The sequence below is a fragment of the Vibrio sp. Sgm 5 genome, assembly GCF_026241575.1.
Taxonomy (GTDB): domain Bacteria; phylum Pseudomonadota; class Gammaproteobacteria; order Enterobacterales; family Vibrionaceae; genus Vibrio; species Vibrio jasicida.
Genome location: NZ_JAPHPY010000012.1, coordinates 98345 through 119843 on the forward strand (window position 1 = coordinate 98345; position 21499 = coordinate 119843).

A 21499-nucleotide genomic window follows, 5' to 3' on the forward strand; every position below is an offset into this window, starting at 1 on the left:
TTATTACCTAAATTACACTGGCATGTTCATGAGATCCTTATAGGACTCAACGAGCTTATTGCGGATTTGTACAGTGGCATCAAATGCAACACTGGACTTGTTACGAGCAATCATAACGTCAGAAAGGGAAACATCAGCGTCACCACGATCGAAACGCGTTTGCAGGTCGCCGGATGTTTTTTGAAGTGAGTTAACGTTATTGATGGCTTTAGTGAGGAGATCGCCAAAATCCGCCCCTACTTTCGCACCAGTTGCAACGGGAGCGGTGTTGGTCGCTTCCACCATCATGGCGCGCATTTGTGCTTGAATACCATCAACTTTCATTGTCACCTCTAAGCCAAAAGTTTGACTATTAACTAAAACTGATTATTGACACAGCAATTACTGTGCCATAAGACAATAGTGCCGTAGTGTACCCACACTTTTGTCCTATGGCTATTGATGTGAGTACTAAGCAGGAATATCGATACCAGCGTCACGCATTTTGGCGAGTTTGTAACGCAGGGTACGTGGACTAATACCTAATTTCTCTGCCATCTCTTTGCGGCGGCCGTTACATTCGATCAAGGTTTCCAAAATGATCGCGTACTCTTGGTCACGTAGTTCACCACCAAGGCCTTCACCACCAGCGGCAACACGATTGATCGGATCCACTTGCGCGACAGGCTTAACATCGGGAACCAAAACCTCAGCATTTTGCACAACAGATTGTAGGCTGCTTGCATCTTGCCAATCTACACCTTCCAACAAAATGTGTTCTGCATCGATGTCACCGTTTTCGCTCAAAATGAGTGCTCGCTGAACCACGTTATCCAACTCACGAACGTTACCCGGCCATGGATATTGAAGCAGTTTATCTAATGCAACTGGTGAGAACTTAGGTACTGGCATGCCCATTTTGCTGCAATGACGTTCAGCAAGATGCGTTGCAAGTGGCGCAATATCCCCCTTACGTTCACAAAGTGCTGGCCATGAAATTGGGAATACGTTCAAGCGGTAGTACAAGTCTTCACGGAAGTTGCCCTCTGAGACGTACTGCTTGAGGTCACGGTTACTAGTGGCAAGAACGCGCACGTCGAGCTTGATGCTCTTGCGGCTACCCAAACGCTCCACTTCTCGCTCTTGTAAAACACGTAGCAGTTTCGCTTGTAAGCTCAAGTCCATTTCACTGATTTCATCCAGCAAAATCGTACCGCCTTGTGCTTGCTCAAACTTACCCGGACACGCTTGAACCGCACCGGTAAACGCACCTTTCTCGTAGCCGAACAACGTCGCTTCAAGCATGTTGTCTGGGATTGCTGCACAGTTGATTGCGACAAAAGGGCCATCTTTGCGATTAGACGCATTGTGGATGTAACGGGACATCACTTCTTTACCAGAGCCGCTTGGGCCCAAGATCATCACGTTTGCATCGGTGCGCGCGACTTTGTCAGCCAAAGCCAGTAGGCGCAGACTTTTCTCGTCCGCCACGACCGCGTCACCGTTATCGTCACTCTTAATTGGTGCGTAACGGCTCACCATGTTCAGCAGTACTTCTGGTGCAAATGGCTTCGCCATGTAATCAATAGCACCTTCTTTCATTGCTGATACTGCGTCTTCAATGTTTGCGTAAGCCGTCATAAGAAGAACGGGTAAGTTCGGCCAATTCTGTTTGATATTGCGTAGCAGAGCCAAACCGCCCATGCCTGCCATTTGTACGTCAGAAACCACGATGTCGACCGCGTTTGACTTTAGTTTTACTAACGCATCTTCTGCACAATCGGCTTCTAACCATTCGTACCCTGCCAGAGCCAGAGTATCTACTAGGGCTTCACGAAGACCTTCATCGTCCTCTACGATCAGCACTTTGCTTTGCGCCATTATGATTCTCCAGTATCTGCTTGCACTCGCTCTAGCGGAATGCACATAGTAAAGCAGGCTCCATCGCCCTGCTCTGAAATGAGTTCCAATCGACCGTCATGGGCACGGCAAACCATTTGAACTACAGCGAGCCCCAACCCGGTTCCTTGAGAACGCGTGGTAAAAAACGGCTCCATAATCTTGGCTTGTAGTTCTTTTGGTACTCCCGGCCCGCTGTCTTGCACAGAAATGCGCAGTTCACCGTTAACCGGGCGGAAAAAGACATCTATTTGTGATTCCTTTCCAGACATCTGAATCGCATTCATCACCAAGTTACTCAGTGCGGATGCAATGGCGTTAGCATTGCCTAACAGCTCAGTCTGTTCTTCTTCCACTTCTAAGAAGTAGTCAATGTTATTGTTCTTCAGCGCGGTTTCCACCATCGGCTGGTATTCCGCAACAAGCTGAGCAATGTTAAATGGCTTAATGACTTTATTATCACCACCCTTGGCAAAAAGCAGCATATCATTAACCTGCTTCTCCAAATCGTGCAGTCGATCCATTAATTTGCTTTGAAATCGCTCTCTTGTCGCTGGAGGGAGATTTGGCGCACCTAAATTTGATGCATATAGCATGGCACTTGATAACGGCGTTCTTACTTGGTGAGCCAAAGACGCCACCATGCGACCTAAGGAGGACAGTCGTTGCAAATCACTCACGCGTGATTGCAGCAAGCGTGTTTCGGTCAAGTCGGTGATCAGAATCAGCTGTCCCGTCGCCGAAGCGGAGATCGCCAAGCGAACTTTACGTCCGTTACGCAGTGAGATTTCATGACCATCATCTTCACGCGGATCAAAGACCGCTTGGATGATGTTGAACCATTTCTCGTTGACCAGTGGAATCTCTAGAATTCGATGTGCCTCTGGGTTCGCTTCGCGCACAACACCGTGTGTATCGAGCAAGATCACACCAGCAGGCATCACGTCCAAAACTTGTTTGTAACGCTCTACTTGATTCTCTACTGAGTCTAAATGGGATTGGTTGGTGTTATTGTCCATTCACTGCCTGTCGAAATATCGCCATTTAAATACTAAAACAGCTTGGTAAGCAATTAGCATACCAAGCTGTTTTCTATATTTATCATAGCGTTATGTTATCGACAAGAAGTTGACACTAAGAAAAGTGCGGTTTTATTGTCAGAAAAGATAACAAAACGTTCAGAGTTTAAGCGTATGAACGTCAGACTTTACCTATCGTTGTAGGTTGTATTTACGCATTTTCTCAACCAAAGTCGTGCGTCGCATTCCAAGCATATCTGCTGCTCGTGCAACCACACCACCTTGCGCTTCTAACGCTTGGCTGATCATATTGACTTCCATATCGGCTAATAGCTCTTTCAAGTTCACGCCTTCTGGCGGCAGTGCTTGAGGCGCATTCATGTTGTGGTCTAGATCGCTTTGATCTTCAAAACTGAAGTTCTCAGAAAAGATATCTTGGAACACGTCACGCTCTTGTTCTTCAACCGAAGTAAATGGGTTACCTTCTGGTTGGAACTCAGGAATATCACTGTAACGGTACTTGGTTGGCAGATGGTTTACGTCGACCAAACTGTTCGGGTACAGAATAATCATGCGTTCAACAAGGTTCGCAAGCTCGCGAACGTTACCCGGCCAGTTGTGTTCCATTAAGGAGTTAATTGCACGAGGCGTAAAGCAAATTGGTTGCCCACCTTCGGCTTCCAAACGCGTCATCAGTTCTTGCAGTAGCAATGGAATATCTTGCTTACGTGCTTTCAGCGCCGGCATCTCGATTGGGAATACATTGAGGCGGTAGAACAGATCTTCACGGAATGTGCCATCATCGATCATGTTCTCTAGGTTGCGGTGCGTTGCTGCTACAACACGAACGTTTACTTTAATCGTGGTGTTACCACCTACACGTTCAAAACAACGCTCTTGTAGAACGCGCAGTAACTTCACTTGCATCGACATTGGCATATCGCCAATTTCATCAAGGAAGATCGTACCGCCTTCTGCCAATTCGAATCGGCCTTTACGCGAGGTCAATGCCCCCGTGAAAGCACCTTTCTCATGACCAAACAGTTCACTTTCCAACAGCTCTGGCGGAATTGCGCCACAGTTAATTGGCACAAACGGACCATTACGGTAAGCAGAATGGTAATGAATATTGCGTGCGACGACTTCTTTACCCGTGCCAGATTCACCCAAGATCAGGACGTTTGCTTCAGTATTAGAAACTTGTTCAATCAAATGACGAACTTCTTGAATGCCACGGCTTTGGCCTACAAGGCTACGGAAAAGAGTATTTTTGCGTGCGCTTGCAACAACGTTAACGCCTTTGCGACCAAGGAAATCTTTGCAGTGACGCAGTGCTTCGCTAAGTTGTGGGTAGTTCAGCGGTTGCTCTAACTCCCCAACGAAATTTGGCAAGTCATCAACAGGCAGCGGAAACGAGCCCAAGATGAGAAGTGGGATATGGTAGGCTTCATTAAGGTGAGCCATCACTGTTGTCGCAGCACTACCCGCCGAGATGTTACCGACAATACAACCTGACCACACGCTAGACCAGTCTACATCGCCTAGCTGGTCAGAACTGACCGCTTCGCAACTTTCTCCAACAAATTCCAATATATTGCTTATATTTAAACGACTTGGTGCATCGTCATCAATTACAAGCAGCTTTGCCAAACCTTGCATAAGTAAGAATGATTGCCTTTATTATGGGTGTGTTGCGGCCAGACCTTGATTTGCGCAATTGAGTGTAAAAAGGGGGGACCACTCTCAATTAACGATAGACAAAATAGGAAAATCAGCAACAAAAAAAAGCCATTAGGGGCCACTAATGACTTCTATTTTATTTGAATAAAAAAATAAGGCAACCAAGCAATAAAGAGGTGTGAACTTGATTGTAACTTTACTGAATAACTTTCTGTGCAATCAGACGCAATACCCTACTATTTAAGTAAGGTATTGTTTTGATTATTAAATGCCTACTTCAGCAGCTGTTAGGTTGTGGAATTCAGCCGGGATCTGGTCCCAAGCTGATTTTATCTCACGAATAATGTCGATAACGTCGTCGATCGGTTGAGGATCGTTTTGGTGGTTCGCTGCCGAGATCTGAGTGATCATGAACTCGTAAAGTGAATCTAAGTTTGATGCAATATCACCACCGTCGTCCATCGACAGACAGCTGCGCAGTGCGATGATGATGTCCAATGCTTTACCCAGACGCTCACCTTTTGCAGGAATATTGCCTGCTTGCATTGCTGCTTTACCTTGGATCAGACGCTCAATTGCACCCGCCATTAGCATTTGAATGACTTTGTGCGGAGAAGCCGCGCTCAATTGGCTGTCGACTGATACCTTTTTGTATGCTTGCAAAGAACCGCGCATAGTATTCCTCTTTTATATAAATTTTTTGTACTGCTGAAGCGAACGCTGACCATAACGGAACTTATGAAGTTCTTTACCCACGTTAGAAGTCTCTGCCTGCATCAGCTCGACAATTCTTTTGGTACGAATAAGCAAGTTTTGCCATTCTGCTTCCTGCTTTAGCACCGGATTGCTCTCGACAATGGGTAGCAGGTTTTGCAATAACCGTTCCCTGATATCGACCAAACGTTGAATTTCTTCAGCATTAACGTCGACTTTTTCCAGTTCTTGCGTAATTAGTTGATCAATATCACTTATTTCAATAATTTCATTTCGCATCTATTAGCCCAGCGCGTTCATTAACGCTCCAAGTTGGCCTTGCATCTTGCCAGTAGCGTCTTGCATGGCAGCGAATTTTGCATGAGTGCGCTTCTCTAAACTGTCCATGCGGCGATCGAGTGCCGCTTGATCATCACTCAGACGATAATTTTGTTCAGTCAGGCTTTTTTCACGAGTACGGATACTGCCAGTGAAACCCGTGATGCCTTGAATCGCATCTTCCACACGTTTGGCAAAACCGGTATTGCCACCAAAGAACTTCTCTAACTCGTTGAAGTTGTTGTTCAGCTGACGATCAAGCATGTCGTAGTTGATTTCTAGCGTACCTTGACGAGTCGTAGTAATGCCAAATTCAGTCAGCGATTTTAGGTCTTCTGGTGCTTTTTCAATGTTGGTCGAAAAGACCGATTTCAACCGAGAATCAGCATTACGAACAGTACTGTCACCCGCTAAAGGCCCGCGTTGACCTGTCGTTGGGTCGACATTCGCTAATGCTTTGGATGTTTGATAGAACGCGTTGTAAGCCGAAACAAAGCTTTCGATATCTGAGCGCACGCTTTGACGGTCATATTCAACACCAATTTCAGCAGGCGGTTTACCCAGCTCTGATTTGCCTTTCAAAGTGAGGTTCACGCCCTCAATCGCATCTTCAATGACGTTGTTGTGACTCGACAACTGCGCAACACCATCCAGCATCACCATGGAGTCTTGTCCTGCTTGGACTTGAGCCATACCGGTGTAAGCCTCGAAGGATTTTTGAGCCTCAGCAATTTTAGCTTCTGCTACATCTATCTTTTCAAGACGTTCACGCTCTTCGGGTTCTAATTTAGCGCGATGGATGGTCTTTGCTTGTTCTTCTGTCAGTTCTCCACGTTCCACTTTTTGGTCAAGCGCTTGTTTTTCATCCGCAATCTTTTCTTCGATCTCGGCTTTTTCTTGCTCTAATTGCTGCTTGGCTTCTTTGGTTGTGACGTAAGAATCAGTCAACGTACCTGAGGCGGTATTGTTCCAGCCCGGTACGTCTGGCGCTTTGGCGATCGCATCTTCGTCCAACTCTAATTCCGGTGGACGGTAAGAATCGAGGAGTGTACCTGAAGCGGTTTCAGTCCAGCCAGGGATACTGTCTTGCGGACGCATACCCGCTCGTTGATTGGCTTTTTCTATCGCTTCTTGACCCGCTTTCGCAGCGGCAGCACCGGCCGCAGAGATCGATTCATCCGTTGCGCCATCTGGCACATTCTCTGCCGCTTGTTGTTCTTCAGGAGGTATAGGATTGCCGTCTGCATCCAACGCTTCCGGTTGGTTTGCATCGGTTTCAGGCGCTTTTAGAGGCCCTAACACTGCTTCAGCCGCTTCACGTGCTTCTTCAAGCGCATTCACTCGGTCTTCCAGTGTTTTGTATTCGAAATGTTTCAGAGGGCTGCCGGCTTCGGCGTCCACACTGACTTTAAGTTGATGGTCCTTGCCCGACAGGTTCGAAGCAAGGATCAAACGCGGCCCTTCTACGTCGTTAATTAAGGAAGCACGTACGCCAGGGTTATCCTTAGCGCCGTTAATTCCACGAACGACATCAACTAGCTTAGAGCTAGAACGGACATTAACGTCGAAGGTGTCATCACCAAGAGAAATCTGCAGCTTACCAGGACCAAACTTAGCGTCTTCTGGCAGAACGTCAGAAGCCACTTTATGGCTCTGTGCAAGCTGCAACACATCGATAGCATACTTACCGGCTATAGCGTCAGTAGTTGCGGTCGCAGATACGACTGCGTCGTCCGTTGTCTCTACAGAACGAACGGCAAACGCCTTCTCCTGACGAAAGTTCGTCATGAGATTTTTCATCGTATCCAACGATTCTCTGAGTCGCCCGTAGGCACTGATGCTGGCGTCAATTGTCGTACGCTCGTTGTCGATGCGTTGCTGCTTTGGCACACGCTCGGCATCTACAATTTTGCTGACCATGGAATTGATATCCATGCCACCAGACATCCCCAAAGGGCCTAAACTCATCAAATCACCTCAAAAACGACTTACACCTTTTCAACTAACAAACCGCGGTTAGCTGTGTGCTCAGCTAGGCGACGCAATACCACTAGCATTTCTTCATCAGGAATCTGACGAATTACATCACCGGTTGTGGCTTCGTAAATCGTCACGACGTCTCGACCCGATTCTTCATCGACTCGAAACGCCACTCCTTTATTCATGGCGCTCACAAATTCATTCATTTGCTCAACCATTTTCTCGCGCTCTTCTTTGTTCAGCTCTTGGCGGGATTCCGCCATTTCAATCGCAGCTTGAACAGAGAGGTCACGTTCGGTTTCCTTCGCTTTTACAGGCGAAGTATTACCGGTTGAACTTGCTGTGCTAGGCGTGCCTATGCCATTTTCTTTAGCAACTTTTGTGCCACTCGGTGTGCCGTAAGGCTGGATGTTCGATGCGTAGGAGGATATTTCCATTACAATCTCCCTTCCACCTTATGAGCTAACGATTAGGTCTATCGCTTTGGTGATGGTATCACTAGGCTGAGTCGACCCAATTAGCCCAACAAGCTCAGCGCCGCAGATGGTGACTGCTTCGCTTGTGCCAAGATTGAAGTACTTGCTTGTTGAAGGATCTGCGACTTAGTCATCGCCGTTGTTTCCTTCGCGTAGTCAGTATCTTTAATACGGCTGTTAGACGCGTTAACGTTCTCGTTAATGTTGTCTAGGTTGCTGATTGCGTGGTTGAAACGGTTTTGGAATGCACCAAGAGACGCACGTTGGCTGTCTACTGATTTTAGTGCGCCATCGATAATAGCTACCGCTTCTTGAGAACCTGCAACTGACGTTACGTCGATGTCTTTAACCGTTACGTCTTTAGCATCACCGAAGCCAATTTCACCTGCTAGGTTGCCAGAGAACTCAACATCACCTGTTACTTTTTGAGTAGCAGCGAATACTTGCAGCTTACCGTCCTCACCAACAGACGCTTTAACGTCGTCGCTTTGACCGTTGATGTAAGTTGCTAGCTGTTCAATATCATCGCCTTGCTTTGCAGTGATAGTCAGCTCTTTCTCTTCACCTTGCTTGTTGGTGTAGTTCAGCTTAAGTTCAGTGTTGTCACCAACCGCCCAAGATGCATCTTTACCGTCTTCTGCTGCATAGCTCTTACCGCCCATTGCAGAAGTATCAGAACGTAGGTTACCCATAGAAAGCATGACCGCTTCACCAGAGTCCGCACCGATTTGGAAAGATTGAGTACCGTAAGTACCGTTAAGAAGCTTGTTACCACCGAAAGAGGTTGTTTCAGCGATACGGTTTAGTTCGTCATTAAGCGCTGTAACTTCTTCTTGGATCGCTACACGTTCTGATTTTGAGTTCGAACCGTTCGCAGATTGAAGCGATAGGTCACGCATACGTTGTAGGATGTTGGTAGATTCATTCATTGCACCTTCAGCAACCTGTGCAATAGAAATACCGTCGTTCGCGTTTTTCACAGCCATGTCTAGACCACGGCTCTGTGCGTTCAAACGGTTAGAAATCTGTAGACCGGCAGCATCGTCTTTCGCGCTATTGATTTTATAACCCGAAGACAAACGCTCCATTGATTTTTGTTGACCTTCAGCCGCCTGATTTAGGTAACGCTGTGCGGTCATCGCAGAAACGTTAGTATTAACGTTAATCGCCATAGTTGATCTCCTTAAGGCTTTAGTTGATGTACCGTCGTGTCTCTCACCTCACTTAGGTACATCTCATTTCTCTCAGTCCCTTTAACGGCGGCCTATAAATATCCTTTAGGAGAAAATTTCAATTTTTTGCGATTATTTTCTTCGACTTAATGAAGTGTGATGAATCTCTAATATTACGATTGGGGATAAATAACACTCGATTAAAATAAAAAATCAGACATAAAAAAACCCAGCCGAAGCTGGGTTTACTCGCTCATCTCTCACCACGAGCCAATGAGGTTCTTGCCTTTAGGTTGAAAATTAACCTAGTAGGCTTAGCGCTGAGTTAGGCGCTTGTTTCGCTTGCGCAAGGATTGAGCTTGACGCTTGAGATAGAATTTGTGACTTGGTCATTTGAGTCGTTTCTTTCGCGAAGTCGGTATCTTTGATACGGCTCTTCGACGCGTTCACGTTCTCGTTGATGTTATCCAAGTTGCTGATTGCGTGGTTGAAACGGTTTTGGAAAGCACCTAGCTCTGCACGGTGGCTGTCTACGTATTTCAATGCCGCATCAATGATAGCTACAGACTCTTGTGCACCACCTACTGATGTTACGTCGATAGTATCAACCGTTACTTTCTTACCGTCGCTTAGACCTAACTCACCAGATAGGCCGCCAGAGAATTCAACGTCGCCTTCCACTTTGTTGTTGCCCGCAAACACTTGCAGCTTACCGTCTTGGTCTACTGACGCTTTCACTAGGTCTGTTTGACCGTTGATGTACGTCGCTAGCTCTTCGATATCGTCACCCGCTTTCGCGCTGATGTTGATTTCTTGTTCTTGACCAAAGCTGTCTGTTAGGCTGATTTTCATGTCTGATTTATCAGCAGCAACGTTCCAGTTTTTGTCTTTGCCGTTGTCAGCTTGGTAGCTCACGCCGCCCATCATTTGGTTGTCTGAGCGCATGTCTTTTAGGTTAAGCATTACTGCTTCACCGTTGTCCGCACCGATTTGGAAAGACTGAGTGCCGTAAGTACCGTTAAGTAGGCGGTTACCACCGAAAGATGTCGTTTCAGCGATACGGTTTAGTTCGTCGTTTAGTGCTGTTACTTCTTCTTGAATCGCAACACGCTCAGATTTTGAGTTAGAGCCGTTCGCAGATTGAAGAGATAGGTCACGCATACGTTGCAGGATGTTGGTTGTCTCGTTCATTGCACCTTCAGCAGTTTGTGCAATAGAGATACCGTCGTTCGCGTTACGAACAGCCACATCCAGGCCACGGCTTTGTACGTTCAAGCGGTTCGAGATTTGAAGACCCGCAGCGTCGTCTTTTGCGCTGTTGATTTTGAAACCTGAAGACAAACGCTCCATAGAAGTTTGTTGTGCTGAGTTTGCGTTGTTTAGGTAACGCTGAGCGGTCATCGCTGATACGTTTGTGTTTACATTCACTGCCATGGTGATTTCTCCAATTGATTTTCCGATGTAGCGGTTTCCGACGTCTCGGAAAACCAAGTAGTTCTCTCAAAGTTACTTTTATTAACGGCGCATGCCCTGTTTTCTTTAGAAAAATTTTTAGATTTTTTTGAAAATAATTCGTTTGGAGGGGTAATCGTGACGAAGCGGATAAAAAAGCAAAAAAACTTTCATTTTTCGCTAAAGCTTCTTTTCGAATTGTCGATACAGGCTGATTTTGCGTTAAATTCGTGTGGTGCGAACCATTAACCAAGCAGCGTCAAAGCAAGGTTTGGCGCTTGTTTTGCTTGTGCCAGAATAGAAGTACTGACCTGTTGTAAGATCTGCTGCTTCACCATTTGCGTGGTTTCTTTGGCGTAGTCGGTATCTTGAATACGGCTGTTCGAAGCCGCTAGGTTTTCGTGGATGTTATCCAGATTATTGATCGCATGATTAAAGCGGTTTTGATAGGCACCTAGCTCGGCACGATGGCTATCAACGTACTTCATCGCTGTATCTAGGACGGCCACGGCTTGTTGCGCACCACCGACAGACGTAATGTCGATGTTATCAACCGCATCGTAACCTTTTAGCTGTAACCCCAGTTCACTGGCTAAATCACCTGAAAACGATAAAGCTCCTGAAGTTTCTTCTCCAGCCATAAATAGCTGTAACTGACCTTCTTCATTCACAGATGCCGTGACTTTGTCAGTTTGACCATTGATATAAGTCGCAAGCTCTTCGATATCATCGCCAGCTTTGGCATTAATTTGAATGGTTTCCGTCTCACCAAAACGATTCGTAAATGACATACCAAGATCATTCGCACCGTCTTTTACTTTCCAATCAGAGCTTGCACGTCCGTTTGCAATGTAACTAAAGCCGCCCATATCAATGCCATCACTGCGCATCGACTTTAATTCAACTTGCACGGCTTCACCTGACGCAGCGCCGATTTGAAATGCCGACTTACCAAAGCTGCCATTGAGCAGTTTACGCCCACCAAAAGAAGTAGTTTCCGCAATGCGGTTTAGCTCATCGTTAAGTGCAGAGACCTCTTCTTGCAACGCAGTGCGTTCCGCTTTGCTATTTGAGCCATTGGCTGACTGGAGCGACAAATCACGCATGCGCTGCATGATGTTAGTCACCTCATTCATCGCGCCTTCCGCAGTTTGCATGATGGAAATGCCATCGTTCGCGTTGCGCACGGCAACATCTAAACCACGCATTTGCGATTGTAAGCGGTTGGAGATTTGCAGACCCGCAGCGTCATCCTTCGCGCTGTTAATACGCTTCCCTGAAGACAAACGCTCCATGGATTGGTTCAGCATATCGGTTGCACTGGTCAAATGACGCTGTGCGACAAGTGCTGCCACATTGGTATTAACGGTGATCGCCACAAATATTGGTCCTGAAATTAAGGCTTTGGATACTTATCGACCAAATTAAAGAAACGTTTAGTGTTTTTTTAAGAAAAGTGATGCGGTTGCGCATTTCCCGACGAGACAGCGAATAGCAAAAAGCCTAGTGATGGTGCACTAGGCTTTGTGGTTATTCGCAGTGGTGACTCAGACTACTTTCGAACTTCAACACTTGAGTTGGCGGTAAGCGTGACAATTACATAACTCACCTTCTGTCCGTTCACGTATTTGTGCTTGGCAGAAACAGACTGTTCGTCAACGATAAGTGTCGGGTAATCGCCATAGAACCAAGCTTCCCACTCTAAGTTTTCCTCAGAGGTATTGGTAAGTGTCGATCGCTCTAAGCCATCATGACGTAAAGTTAGCTCGTGCTCTCCCATCGGAAGCTGCTCAACTTGCAACCAGTCAATATCATCCGTGAGGTGAGATGCAGTTACGACTCGATGGTTTGCCGCATCAGGCTTGATGCCCATCAACCCCTCAATGGTATTCGAAATAAAGGTAAATGAGATTTCAGGATAGTCACCGTTGGTACCTTGAGTTGGACGCTCATGGGGCTCGTCTTTGATATCCATGATGTACTGCATCCATTTCCATGCTTCCGCATTGCGATTGTAAGGGAAGTAGGTTTCAGGGATATAAGTGTAAGCCTCAATGTTGTATGGCGCTTCCGTCGTACTTCCAATTCCATCACCCAGATTTTCTGCAATAAAGTCTAAGTAGCGGTTGTTACGCTCTCCAGGTTCAGTGATCAGCTTCATTGGCATGAACCAACTGTTTTCTTTACCGAAGTCATTCATACGGAAACCATCACGCTGAACGATGTTAACGTAGTTATCCAACGGTTTATTTGGATCCGCAATACTCCATTCTTCATTAAAGAAGTCTTTAAGTTGCTGTGCTTTCTCTTGCCAAAGCGCCGCCTCGCTGTACTCTTCTCGAGCCCCAAACATTGCAGCATACGCTACCGTAGCTTGGTATTGAGAGCCGATGCCATCACCGGCTTCGATTGGGAATTCGCCACGCTCATTGTAAGTTGCGGAGCCTTCAAAAATACCACCATAACCTTCGGCAATACCGTTAGGGTCTTGATCGTCGTGAAGCGCGATATAGTCCGTTAGCACCTTGGTGTAAAAACGCCATAAATCTGGGTCTTCGATGTAACGCTTGTCTCCTGTCCATTGATATTGCTTCCATGCTTTTTCTACAAACTCAAATTGAGCAGGTACTTCACGTACAAACCAGCTGTCATCTTTGTAGTCAATGGTATGTGGCGTGCCATCAAAGTTAACCGCCCACAAGGTATACCATTTTCTCGATTCGGTAGAATGCTTAGCGAAGGTCTTAAACATCGAAAAGTTTTCGGCATCTAGACCTGCGATTTTGGCTCCGCTAGCTTGATGTAAGAAGTCGCGAGAGTAGAAAGCCGTTCGGTCAAAATAGCCAGCCCAATAAGATGGGATGTAATCAGCCGTACCATCACCATCATTATTATTCTCATCACGGTTAACCAGATCATGCTGCCCAGTCATAACAAAACGACGTGTTTTATCAATTGCCCATTCAAACGAATCTTGAAGCTTCTGATTGGACGAAGTGACGACAACCTGCTTCTCTTTTTCAATCGCCGTTAATGTCCATTTTTCTTCTTTACCACTTGCATCTGTTACTACCGCTTGCACTGGTTGAGTAAAGTCCACAACTTCACCCACATCCAAATTTGGTCGGCTTTGTTCAGAAACCAAAAGTGTACTCACCGTTATGGCACTTAAATCGGTGCCATAAGGGACTTGGAACTCGACGGTTCGCTGAGTTTTATCAATGCCCGTCACACCGACCTGTTGCGCGGCTTTAAATTGGATGATTTGATTAAAACTAACAGGCTGGCTCTTGTTCACTCTTACTAAAGACACACTGTCGACGCTCACCCCTCCGACATCAGACCCTGTAAACCAGACTTTAATTTGCTCACCTTTCTCTAGTGGAATAGCAGGCAGAGTATTTGGCTTATATAGTTCCCCTTCTGTATTTTCGTCTTTGGTTTTTTCAATCGTTTGGCTGACGAGAACCTCATCGATCAGGTTACTTAAGCCAAGAATGGCGTCATCACTTGGGCTGCTGATGTGGGCGGATAAATCATAAAAACCCGTCTCTGGAATGGTGACTGTTTGGCTCACATGATGGTTGGTTCCGGTGGCAATCCTCGCCATCGACTCACCAACATAAGCATCTTCATACTTCACATTGGCAAACCAGTAGCTCCATCCTAAACCGTCATTTTCAAAGGTAGAATTTGAGACAAGGTTATCGCCTTTCGAAGAATCATCATCAGACGAGCTATTACAACCGGACAAAACAAGGGCGACAAGAATCGCTGAAGCAAGTATTTTCAGTTTCATTTTTTTCTCGTAGGGATAGCGTGGTTATTGGATAACGTTTATTCGGGATGCTGCCGGCGACATGAAATGAAGACACCGGCATGTTAATTTTTAATAGCTGTAAGGTGCGTTAAACCGCTTGAATGGATTCTGGAGAGACTTTCGTTTTCTCATCAGAATCATTGGCCACAATATGGTCGTATTTCTCGGTCAGATGATCCTGAATTTTTTGGTGGTAAGCACCGTTGAGTTTGTAGAAGCGGAAGTACACAACCAAAGCGATAGCGAAGAAGAACGCAGGCAAACCAACCATGATGCATTGCATGCCAAACACGGTTTCAGGGCTTTGCTCCATGTTCGGTACATAATCCACTGCGGTAAGTGCGATACCAATAAAGAAAGCCGCAAAAGCAGACCCTGCTTTAACCACCAGCGTTTGTACTGAGTAAGCAATACTTTCGCAGCGAGATCCCAGTTTGTACTCACCATAGTCCACTGTATCCGCCACCATAATGACGTTGAGTACCCAAAATAGCGCCGTACCGATTTGCAATAACACGCCCGCAGTAGAAATCAGCAGAATGCTTTGTTTGTCGTACATGCCTACATAGATAAGTACCGCACTGCCTAGGATCGGGAAGCTCGATGCGCACGCCCATAAAACCCGACGTGAGAACATTTGCGCCAATTTAGGGAACAACACCAGTGTAATTAGGTTCGCAATACCAGCATAAGCCATGTAGTAAGGGAAAAGTTCTTCGTTTCCGACTACATAGGTGAAGTAGTAAACCGCAAAGGCTGTGATGATGTTGGTAGCGAGGTTGTATGACAGTGCCATACAAAGCACGCTGGTCAGTTGGTCATTTTTGTAGATAAGAGAAAGGAGCTTCTTCAGTGAGACTTTTTCTTCAGGCTTCGTCACGTCAAGGTTGCTGGTTGAGTAACGCTCTTTCACATTACGTAACGTGACGTAAGTGGATACGAGGAAACAACCGACAAGCAAAATGGCAAACACTTGGAAACCAAACCCTTTGTCGTCGCCACCAACATAATTCACAAACGGCATAGCAATAGCAGCGGTAACAATCCATGCAAGGCTGGCAAAAAATCGTGGATAAGGAACCAACTCTTCACGTTCACGTTTATCCAATGTTAATGTCGGAACCAGTGACCAAAAAGGAATGTCCATCAAGGTGTAAGTCATGCCCCATAAGATGTAAGTAACCGCGGCGTAAGCGATCAGCCATGGCCCTTCTATGTGATGCGCACTAAACAGCATGATTAACACAACTGAGTTGGTGAGCGTGCCGACTAAGATCCAAGGTTTAAACTTACCCCAACGAGAGCGGGTGTTATTCACGATCCAGCCCATAATCGGATCGTTCACAGCATCCCAAATACGCGCGATTAAGAAGATGGTCCCCACCGCAGCAGCCGAGAGGCCAACAACGTCGGTGTAATAGAACATCAGATACATGTAAACGATGGTGATAGCGAAGTCTTTACCAAATGCGCCAAAGCCGTAGCTCAGCTTGGTATTCATAGAGATACTCATTTGTTACTCCTTACGCCCCCTCATCGAGAAGGCGCAGTATATTCACGTTATTGTCGTTTTTATTGATATTGGTTTTGTGAGTCTGGATTTACTGATGCACCCACGCTGGCAACCAACCTTCGTGTGCTTCTATCAAGTCATCAACAAGGGCATAAATCTCTTCGAGTCCAAGCACTGCTGCAGTGTGAGGGTCAAGCATGGCGGCATGGTAAATGCGGTCACGGTTTTCCGTGAGGATGGCTTCTGTCAGCAGCGTTTGAACATGAATGTTGGTCTGCATTAATGCCGCTAAGTGATTTGGTAAGCGTCCTGCTTTGATAGGTTGAATGCCGTTTGCGTCCACCAAACAAGCCACTTCCACACAACAACCTTGCGGTAAGTTGTCAATCAACGCTTCGTTCTTCACGTTGCCGTAGATAACACTCGGCGTGCCTGTCCAAATCGAGTTCATGATAGTGCTCGCGTATTCATGCGACTCTTTGACGGTGATTTGATCCGCGTTTTTGAAGTCTTCGAGGTCTTTTTTCCAGTCTGCAATTTGTTCTACACAACGTTTAGGATATTCATCAAGTGGCACTTTATAACGTTCAATCAAATCTGGGCGATTTGGCTTAATGAAATATGGCGTGTATTCAGAAAAATGTTCTGAAGATTCCGTTACGAAGTAGCCCAACTTCTTAAACATCTCGTAGCGGACTAGGTTGGTGCAGCGACCATTGTGGTGCAAACCCGGCTTCGGCGCTTTGCCCGATTCAAATGCCTTAAGCAGTTCAGGATAAATGTCGACATACTCCCCCTGCTCGTTTTTCTTTTCGAGCGTCAGGTAGTAAGCCATGTGGTTAATGCCTGCACAGGTGTAACGAAGGTCTGAGTATTGGATATCAAGGTCGCGAGCCAGCTCTTCCGCCGTCCCTTGCACGGAATGGCACAAACCCACTTGTTTGATATGAGGGTATTTCTCGTACATCGCCCAAGTGTTCATTGCCATTGGGTTAACGTAGTTAAGCATGGTAGCGTTTGGACAGATCGCCGTCATGTCCTCGCATACGCTCCAAAGGTGCGGAATGGTGCGAAGTGAGCGCATGATGCCGCCTGGGCCTAATGTATCCGCAATAGTTTGCTCTAAACCATGACGCTTACAGACTTCAAAATCCGTCACGGTACATGGTTCATAACCGCCAATTTGGAACGCAATAACCACGAAGTCTGCGCCTTGCAATGCCTCTTTCTGGTTTAAGTGGCAAGTGATCGTGCCCGTAGCACCGGATGACTCCATTAACTTGCTTACAACGAGATGTGACTCTTCTAAACGGAGTTCATCAATATCCATCAAGGCAATTTGCGCCCCTTTGAACGCTGGCTTGTGGAACACATCGCCAAGAATGTTTTTCACAAAAATCGTCGAACCCGCACCGATAAATGTGATTTTAGGGCTTTTCATAGTTGAATCCTTTTTGCTTTCATACTTTTGTTTCGATGCATTTAAGTTACACCTGTCGCAAGGCCGAATTCGTCTCAGATAAACCAATCACTCTCCCGTTTCCTAATATTTAAAATCAACCAATAAAAATTCTTAGGAAATGGGATATTTTTGTGTAAATCACGGATAAAAAAGGTGGGAAGATACACTGAGGCTTGCTAGCACGGCGATTTAAGTCACATAACCAAAATCTTATAAAACAGAGTAATCGGTGTTTTTGAAGCTGTTCTGAGTTTTGTTTCAACAGATTTAGTACAAAGAACTTATACAGTTTCCTAAGAGGTGGGCGATGACGAAGGTAGAGTCCAAGGCAGAGTTAGATACATTGAAAGTCGTGATTCAAGATAAGTATTCTTCCGAAACGGTTTCTGTAAGCCCACTTTCGCTGTACTCATCCTATGAAAAAATCGATATCGAGCTTAGGCCGCCCCACTCTATGCCGGGTTATCACTGGCATGGACAAGTAGAGGTGAACATTCCTTTTGGCGATGATGTCGAGTACATCATTAACGGCAGCCCTGTGATTGTGAAAGCTGGTTCAATCGGTCTGTTTTGGGCTTCTGTCCCGCATCGACTAACGAACCCAGGGCATAGCCATAACATGGGAATCATCAATATCCCTATTCATCACTTTATGTCGTGGACGTTAAATCGGGACTTAGTTAATCAAATCACCCATGGTTGCGTATTACAGTCGAGTGCAAACTCACTAGTCAGTGAATTTGAGCTAGCTCGTTGGGCCGAGGAAATGACCCATCCTTCAGAAAGCCGCCAGCAATTGGCAATAGATGAAATAGGACTCATGTTAAAAAGGATGAGCCTAGATGGCTGGGAACAACTGATCGTTAATCGACAAGAGAAATCGACGAAAAAAGGCGTATCTAAACATTCGCAGTTTTACGTCAGTCAAATGCTGGAATACATTGCCACCCATCATAACCAGCCGATCACGATAAAAGATATTGCAGAACACATTGGACTGCACACCAATTATGCGATGAACGTGTTCCAACGAACCATGCAGATGACCATCAAGCAATACATCACGGCAATGCGGATTAACCACGCCAGAGCACTGTTGAGTGATACTGACCGGACAATTTTAGATATCGCTTTAACGGTAGGCTTTAATTCTAGCAGCCGATTTTATGAGACTTTTCAGAATTATATTGGTGTAACGCCAACGCAATATCGCAAGAAGTCACGCGAAGATCATCGCTGGAGCAGTCACAGTACCAGCCCACTTTACGAACTAGAGAAAGGCGCCATTGATGGCAAAAGACCACTGACAGTCAGTTAGTCTTATCAGGCAAGAATGAGGGGAAACAAAAAGGCAGATCACTCTGCCTTTTTAATCATTGGAAGGGTAGCGAAGAATTACTTAATCGCCAATTCCGCTAGCATTTCTTGTGAAGGAGCGAAGAAGTACGCACCTGTTACCGCTTTAGTGAAGCGAAGCAGTTGGTCAGTCTTACCATCTGTCACACCGTACATGCTCTCAAGCATCACTTTGATATTGTGGATGTTGTTGCAGTAAGAGATGAACAACAAGCCGTGTGCGCCAGTTACCGTGCCGTATGGCAAGCTGTGTCGAACAATCTTGAGGCCTTTGCCTTCTTCTTTAATGTCTACGCGACCAACGTGAGAAGCGGCAGGTACATCTTCTAATTCAATAGAATCCGGTTTAGTACGACCAATCACTTTCTCTTGCGCCGATACGTTCAGGCGGTTCCATGCAGGTAGGTTGTGCTCAAAACGTTGCACCATCACGTAACTACCACCAGCGAAAGCGCCGTCTTTGATCAACGCAACGTCCGCACGTGCATCGCCTTTCGGGTTTTCAGTGCCGTCAACGAAATCTGTCATGTCACGAGCATCTAGGTAACGGTAACCGTATGTCTCATCAACCACTGTCACGTCTTCTGCGGTGTCTACTAAGAACTTACGTAGAACGTAGAAGTGCAAATCATGACGAGTTGAGTGGCAGTGGATCAGAACATCTACGTCCGACGCAGGCGCTACGATGTCGCCTTCACCCAATTGAGGGAAGTCAATCAACTCTTCTGGCATTTGCATGTTTAGGTGCTGCCAAAAAGATTTGGTGAATGCGATAGAAAGGGTTAGATCTGCACCTGGTTGGCTCGCATTGAGCTCTTTTACTAGCTCAGGAAGCGCTTTCAGTTTCGCCAACACGTTTTCACGGTTTTGGTTCACTTTCAACTGAGTGTAAAGTGCAAATGGACCTGCTTCAGGCACAATCGCCGTTTGAGCTTGTGACATTGAGATTTCCTCTATACATTGCCCCTTGCGGGAGCTTTGTTTTAATTTTTTGCTGGCTGTTCTTCTTTGTGCTCAACCTGTGGCACGTGGAAACAGTCTTTTACCCATCTTCCATTAAAAAGATAGATCATAAACCAAGTTAACAAGGTAATTGTAAGCGCGTTCGCCCAATTGAAAACACCATGTTCGAGATAGACATGATACATGGTCTGCGCCAGTTGAATACCGCACAAGATCAAAGTCATCGCACGACCATGCTGAGTAATTTGATTCACCCAACCTCTGTCAGGATGACGCAAGCCCATCAGCCACATCAATAGCAGGCTTGGAATACCCATCGATAGCCCGAGGTATAACGTATTAGAGTCAGGGTAAACAATCGATAGTATCTTGCTACCGCTGTCTCTACTCACTCCTGCCATGGCAAACACCACCCAAGAGCGCGCTAGGAACATCCATCCTAGCCATAACATAATTGGCGCTTTCAAAAATCCATGAGCGTCGTACTGATCGAATGAGTAACGCACAATATCGTCTTCTTAGTTTCATAAAAATGCCACTTTAACCGATCGCTTCAGAGTTGCAACACCGCAAACATGAGAACTAAAGTTCATTTCGTCATCTTACGCAGGTAAACTAAGGTTAGATTTACAGCGACGTCGAAAAAATATGAAAAAGAAAAACACAACAGCACCCGTTCCTTCCCAAGAAACCCAAACTGAAGCGATGAAAATTGCGAAAGCTACACAGAAGCCAGGCCAAACCAAAGAGCAAACCAGATTGGTCGCTCAAGGCATCGAAAAAGGCATTGCTCAGTACAAGAAGCAACAGAAAGAACGCAATCGACAAGCCGATAAAGCGAAGAAAAAACAGCAAAGAGAAAAGCAGCGCCAACATGAAGATACTGCTGAGCAAGAAATGGGAACGGTTCAAGAACCAGCAACCAAACCAACCATCTTGCCGTGGGCGTTACTTGTTCTTAGTTGGATTGGTTTTGCCGCCTATATCGTAATGGGGAGATAACATGTTTCGTTATGTGATGACAGGAAGCATCGCACTGGCTTTGATGGGATGCTCAACGCCTTCGACTTTGTCTTCTATACCAAGTGACAGTGTTCAAATTCGCATTGATAGCCAATTTAACCCACAACATTGTGAATACCTAGGTGAGGTAACAGGCAGTGAGGGGCACTGGTATAGTTACTTGTTCTACACTAATGACGCAATGATGCAGGGCGCAATGCATGACCTAAAAAACAAGGCATCTGCCATAGGCGCGGACACGGTGTTTATGATCTCCCCTCAAGACTTTGTCACTTCATTTAGCGTGCTAGGTGTTGCCTACCGCTGCCAGTAGGTCTATTTCGAATGTAAAAAAAGCCAGCTATTGCTGGCTTATGCACGAAATCCAAGACTGCTAGCGATATCTCCTTCCCGCTCAAGAACCCATTGAACATCAAAAGGCCCCCAATCTGAAAGTTGGTAATAGCCGTCATTATGACGTCGGCCATCTTGAACGAAGATAAGCTCGATGCCGATCCCCGGTAATGCCTTGAGTACATCTTGAATAGTACGACGAGGCCACCCCGTTCTTTCGATCAATTTTGGTACATTTGGCCTTTCTAGGTTTTCCACCAACAAGGCCAAATATAGCCGCCTTGCAAAAACAGGACTCAATTCCATTGACACCTCCTAAAATTGTGCTGATTCATTATTT

Annotated in this window: 20 protein-coding genes; 3 read left to right on the plus strand and 17 right to left on the minus strand. The window is 46.0% G+C overall.

The genetic code is table 11. The features are described from left to right. Nucleotides 1-12 precede the first annotated feature (12 nt). The 14 genes from fliE to OQJ86_RS09380 form a co-directional block, all read right to left on the minus strand. Nucleotides 13-324 (minus strand): flagellar hook-basal body complex protein FliE, encoded by a 312-nt coding sequence (fliE, locus tag OQJ86_RS09315; protein ID WP_038872101.1) that lies wholly within the window; start codon nt 322-324, stop codon nt 13-15. Nucleotides 325-450: 126 nt separating this feature from the next. Then, complete coding sequence (locus tag OQJ86_RS09320; protein ID WP_038882128.1) at nt 451-1860, minus strand: sigma-54-dependent transcriptional regulator; 1410 nt, start codon at nt 1858-1860, stop codon at nt 451-453. Further along, the gene (locus OQJ86_RS09325) at nt 1860-2897 is read right to left on the minus strand and encodes a sensor histidine kinase (RefSeq protein WP_038882126.1); all 1038 of its coding nucleotides are present in this window, start codon (nt 2895-2897) and stop codon (nt 1860-1862) included. The genes OQJ86_RS09320 and OQJ86_RS09325 overlap by 1 nt, the downstream gene beginning before the upstream one ends. A gap of 192 nt (nt 2898-3089) precedes the next feature. Beyond that, complete coding sequence (locus tag OQJ86_RS09330) at nt 3090-4556, minus strand: sigma-54 dependent transcriptional regulator (protein ID WP_038872109.1); 1467 nt, start codon at nt 4554-4556, stop codon at nt 3090-3092. Between the two features lie 285 nt (nt 4557-4841). After that, complete coding sequence (fliS, locus tag OQJ86_RS09335; protein ID WP_104040526.1) at nt 4842-5252, minus strand: flagellar export chaperone FliS; 411 nt, start codon at nt 5250-5252, stop codon at nt 4842-4844. Nucleotides 5253-5264: 12 nt separating this feature from the next. Next, on the minus strand, nt 5265-5570 hold the full coding sequence (locus OQJ86_RS09340) for a hypothetical protein (protein WP_063344132.1): 306 nt from the start codon (nt 5568-5570) through the stop codon (nt 5265-5267). A 3-nt stretch (nt 5571-5573) separates the two neighbouring features. Beyond that, nucleotides 5574-7577: a flagellar filament capping protein FliD gene (gene fliD / locus OQJ86_RS09345; protein WP_265987551.1), complete on the minus strand. Its 2004-nt coding sequence runs from the start codon at nt 7575-7577 to the stop codon at nt 5574-5576. Nucleotides 7578-7597: 20 nt separating this feature from the next. Continuing rightward, nucleotides 7598-8026 (minus strand): flagellar protein FlaG, encoded by a 429-nt coding sequence (gene flaG, locus OQJ86_RS09350; RefSeq protein WP_265987553.1) that lies wholly within the window; start codon nt 8024-8026, stop codon nt 7598-7600. Between the two features lie 80 nt (nt 8027-8106). Further along, nucleotides 8107-9237: a flagellin gene (locus OQJ86_RS09355; protein ID WP_038872117.1), complete on the minus strand. Its 1131-nt coding sequence runs from the start codon at nt 9235-9237 to the stop codon at nt 8107-8109. Nucleotides 9238-9537: 300 nt separating this feature from the next. After that, nucleotides 9538-10671 (minus strand): flagellin, encoded by a 1134-nt coding sequence (locus tag OQJ86_RS09360; RefSeq protein ID WP_265987555.1) that lies wholly within the window; start codon nt 10669-10671, stop codon nt 9538-9540. A 263-nt stretch (nt 10672-10934) separates the two neighbouring features. After that, nucleotides 10935-12068 (minus strand): flagellin, encoded by a 1134-nt coding sequence (locus OQJ86_RS09365; protein ID WP_265987557.1) that lies wholly within the window; start codon nt 12066-12068, stop codon nt 10935-10937. A 173-nt stretch (nt 12069-12241) separates the two neighbouring features. Further along, nucleotides 12242-14488, minus strand: a complete 2247-nt coding sequence (locus OQJ86_RS09370) for a hypothetical protein (RefSeq protein WP_265987559.1) — start codon at nt 14486-14488, stop codon at nt 12242-12244. Between the two features lie 109 nt (nt 14489-14597). Beyond that, nucleotides 14598-16022, minus strand: coding sequence for a melibiose:sodium transporter MelB (gene melB, locus OQJ86_RS09375; protein ID WP_045421120.1), 1425 nt, complete (start codon nt 16020-16022; stop codon nt 14598-14600). An 88-nt stretch (nt 16023-16110) separates the two neighbouring features. Next, nucleotides 16111-17463, minus strand: a complete 1353-nt coding sequence (locus OQJ86_RS09380) for an alpha-glucosidase/alpha-galactosidase (protein ID WP_265987561.1) — start codon at nt 17461-17463, stop codon at nt 16111-16113. Nucleotides 17464-17791: 328 nt separating this feature from the next. Here OQJ86_RS09380 and melR point away from each other — a divergent pair, with 328 nt between their 5' ends. Further along, complete coding sequence (gene melR / locus OQJ86_RS09385; protein WP_265987562.1) at nt 17792-18802, plus strand: transcriptional regulator MelR; 1011 nt, start codon at nt 17792-17794, stop codon at nt 18800-18802. A 77-nt stretch (nt 18803-18879) separates the two neighbouring features. Here the strand turns inward: melR and OQJ86_RS09390 are convergent, their stop codons facing one another. Together OQJ86_RS09390 and OQJ86_RS09395 are read right to left on the minus strand one after the other, a co-directional pair. After that, a complete protein-coding gene (locus OQJ86_RS09390; protein ID WP_038864787.1) occupies nt 18880-19782 on the minus strand; it encodes a Dyp-type peroxidase in 903 nt (300 codons plus the stop codon). 41 nt (nt 19783-19823) lie between these two features. Further along, nucleotides 19824-20309: a DUF2919 domain-containing protein gene (locus OQJ86_RS09395; protein ID WP_038879208.1), complete on the minus strand. Its 486-nt coding sequence runs from the start codon at nt 20307-20309 to the stop codon at nt 19824-19826. Between the two features lie 142 nt (nt 20310-20451). Here OQJ86_RS09395 and OQJ86_RS09400 point away from each other — a divergent pair, with 142 nt between their 5' ends. Together OQJ86_RS09400 and OQJ86_RS09405 are read left to right on the plus strand one after the other, a co-directional pair. Then, entirely contained in the window at nt 20452-20805 is a 354-nt protein-coding gene (locus tag OQJ86_RS09400; protein ID WP_045421118.1) for a DUF2956 domain-containing protein, read from the plus strand. A 1-nt stretch (nt 20806) separates the two neighbouring features. Further along, nucleotides 20807-21139: a DUF4156 domain-containing protein gene (locus OQJ86_RS09405; protein ID WP_038864781.1), complete on the plus strand. Its 333-nt coding sequence runs from the start codon at nt 20807-20809 to the stop codon at nt 21137-21139. A gap of 38 nt (nt 21140-21177) precedes the next feature. Here the strand turns inward: OQJ86_RS09405 and OQJ86_RS09410 are convergent, their stop codons facing one another. Then, nucleotides 21178-21465, minus strand: coding sequence for a winged helix-turn-helix domain-containing protein (locus OQJ86_RS09410; protein ID WP_038864778.1), 288 nt, complete (start codon nt 21463-21465; stop codon nt 21178-21180). Nucleotides 21466-21499 lie beyond the last annotated feature (34 nt).

Coding starts and splice junctions, on each gene's coding strand:
- fliE (WP_038872101.1), bottom strand. CDS start 324: ATGAAAGTTGATGGTATTCAAGCACAAATGCGCGCCATGATGGTGGAA.
- OQJ86_RS09320 (WP_038882128.1), bottom strand. CDS start 1,860: ATGGCGCAAAGCAAAGTGCTGATCGTAGAGGACGATGAAGGTCTTCGT.
- OQJ86_RS09325 (WP_038882126.1), bottom strand. CDS start 2,897: ATGGACAATAACACCAACCAATCCCATTTAGACTCAGTAGAGAATCAA.
- OQJ86_RS09330 (WP_038872109.1), bottom strand. CDS start 4,556: ATGCAAGGTTTGGCAAAGCTGCTTGTAATTGATGACGATGCACCAAGT.
- fliS (WP_104040526.1), bottom strand. CDS start 5,252: ATGCGCGGTTCTTTGCAAGCATACAAAAAGGTATCAGTCGACAGCCAA.
- OQJ86_RS09340 (WP_063344132.1), bottom strand. CDS start 5,570: ATGCGAAATGAAATTATTGAAATAAGTGATATTGATCAACTAATTACG.
- fliD (WP_265987551.1), bottom strand. CDS start 7,577: ATGAGTTTAGGCCCTTTGGGGATGTCTGGTGGCATGGATATCAATTCC.
- flaG (WP_265987553.1), bottom strand. CDS start 8,026: ATGGAAATATCCTCCTACGCATCGAACATCCAGCCTTACGGCACACCG.
- OQJ86_RS09355 (WP_038872117.1), bottom strand. CDS start 9,237: ATGGCGATTAACGTTAATACTAACGTTTCTGCGATGACCGCACAGCGT.
- OQJ86_RS09360 (WP_265987555.1), bottom strand. CDS start 10,671: ATGGCAGTGAATGTAAACACAAACGTATCAGCGATGACCGCTCAGCGT.
- OQJ86_RS09370 (WP_265987559.1), bottom strand. CDS start 14,488: ATGAAACTGAAAATACTTGCTTCAGCGATTCTTGTCGCCCTTGTTTTG.
- melB (WP_045421120.1), bottom strand. CDS start 16,022: ATGAGTATCTCTATGAATACCAAGCTGAGCTACGGCTTTGGCGCATTT.
- OQJ86_RS09380 (WP_265987561.1), bottom strand. CDS start 17,463: ATGAAAAGCCCTAAAATCACATTTATCGGTGCGGGTTCGACGATTTTT.
- melR (WP_265987562.1), top strand. CDS start 17,792: ATGACGAAGGTAGAGTCCAAGGCAGAGTTAGATACATTGAAAGTCGTG.
- OQJ86_RS09390 (WP_038864787.1), bottom strand. CDS start 19,782: ATGTCACAAGCTCAAACGGCGATTGTGCCTGAAGCAGGTCCATTTGCA.
- OQJ86_RS09400 (WP_045421118.1), top strand. CDS start 20,452: ATGAAAAAGAAAAACACAACAGCACCCGTTCCTTCCCAAGAAACCCAA.
- OQJ86_RS09405 (WP_038864781.1), top strand. CDS start 20,807: ATGTTTCGTTATGTGATGACAGGAAGCATCGCACTGGCTTTGATGGGA.
- OQJ86_RS09410 (WP_038864778.1), bottom strand. CDS start 21,465: ATGGAATTGAGTCCTGTTTTTGCAAGGCGGCTATATTTGGCCTTGTTG.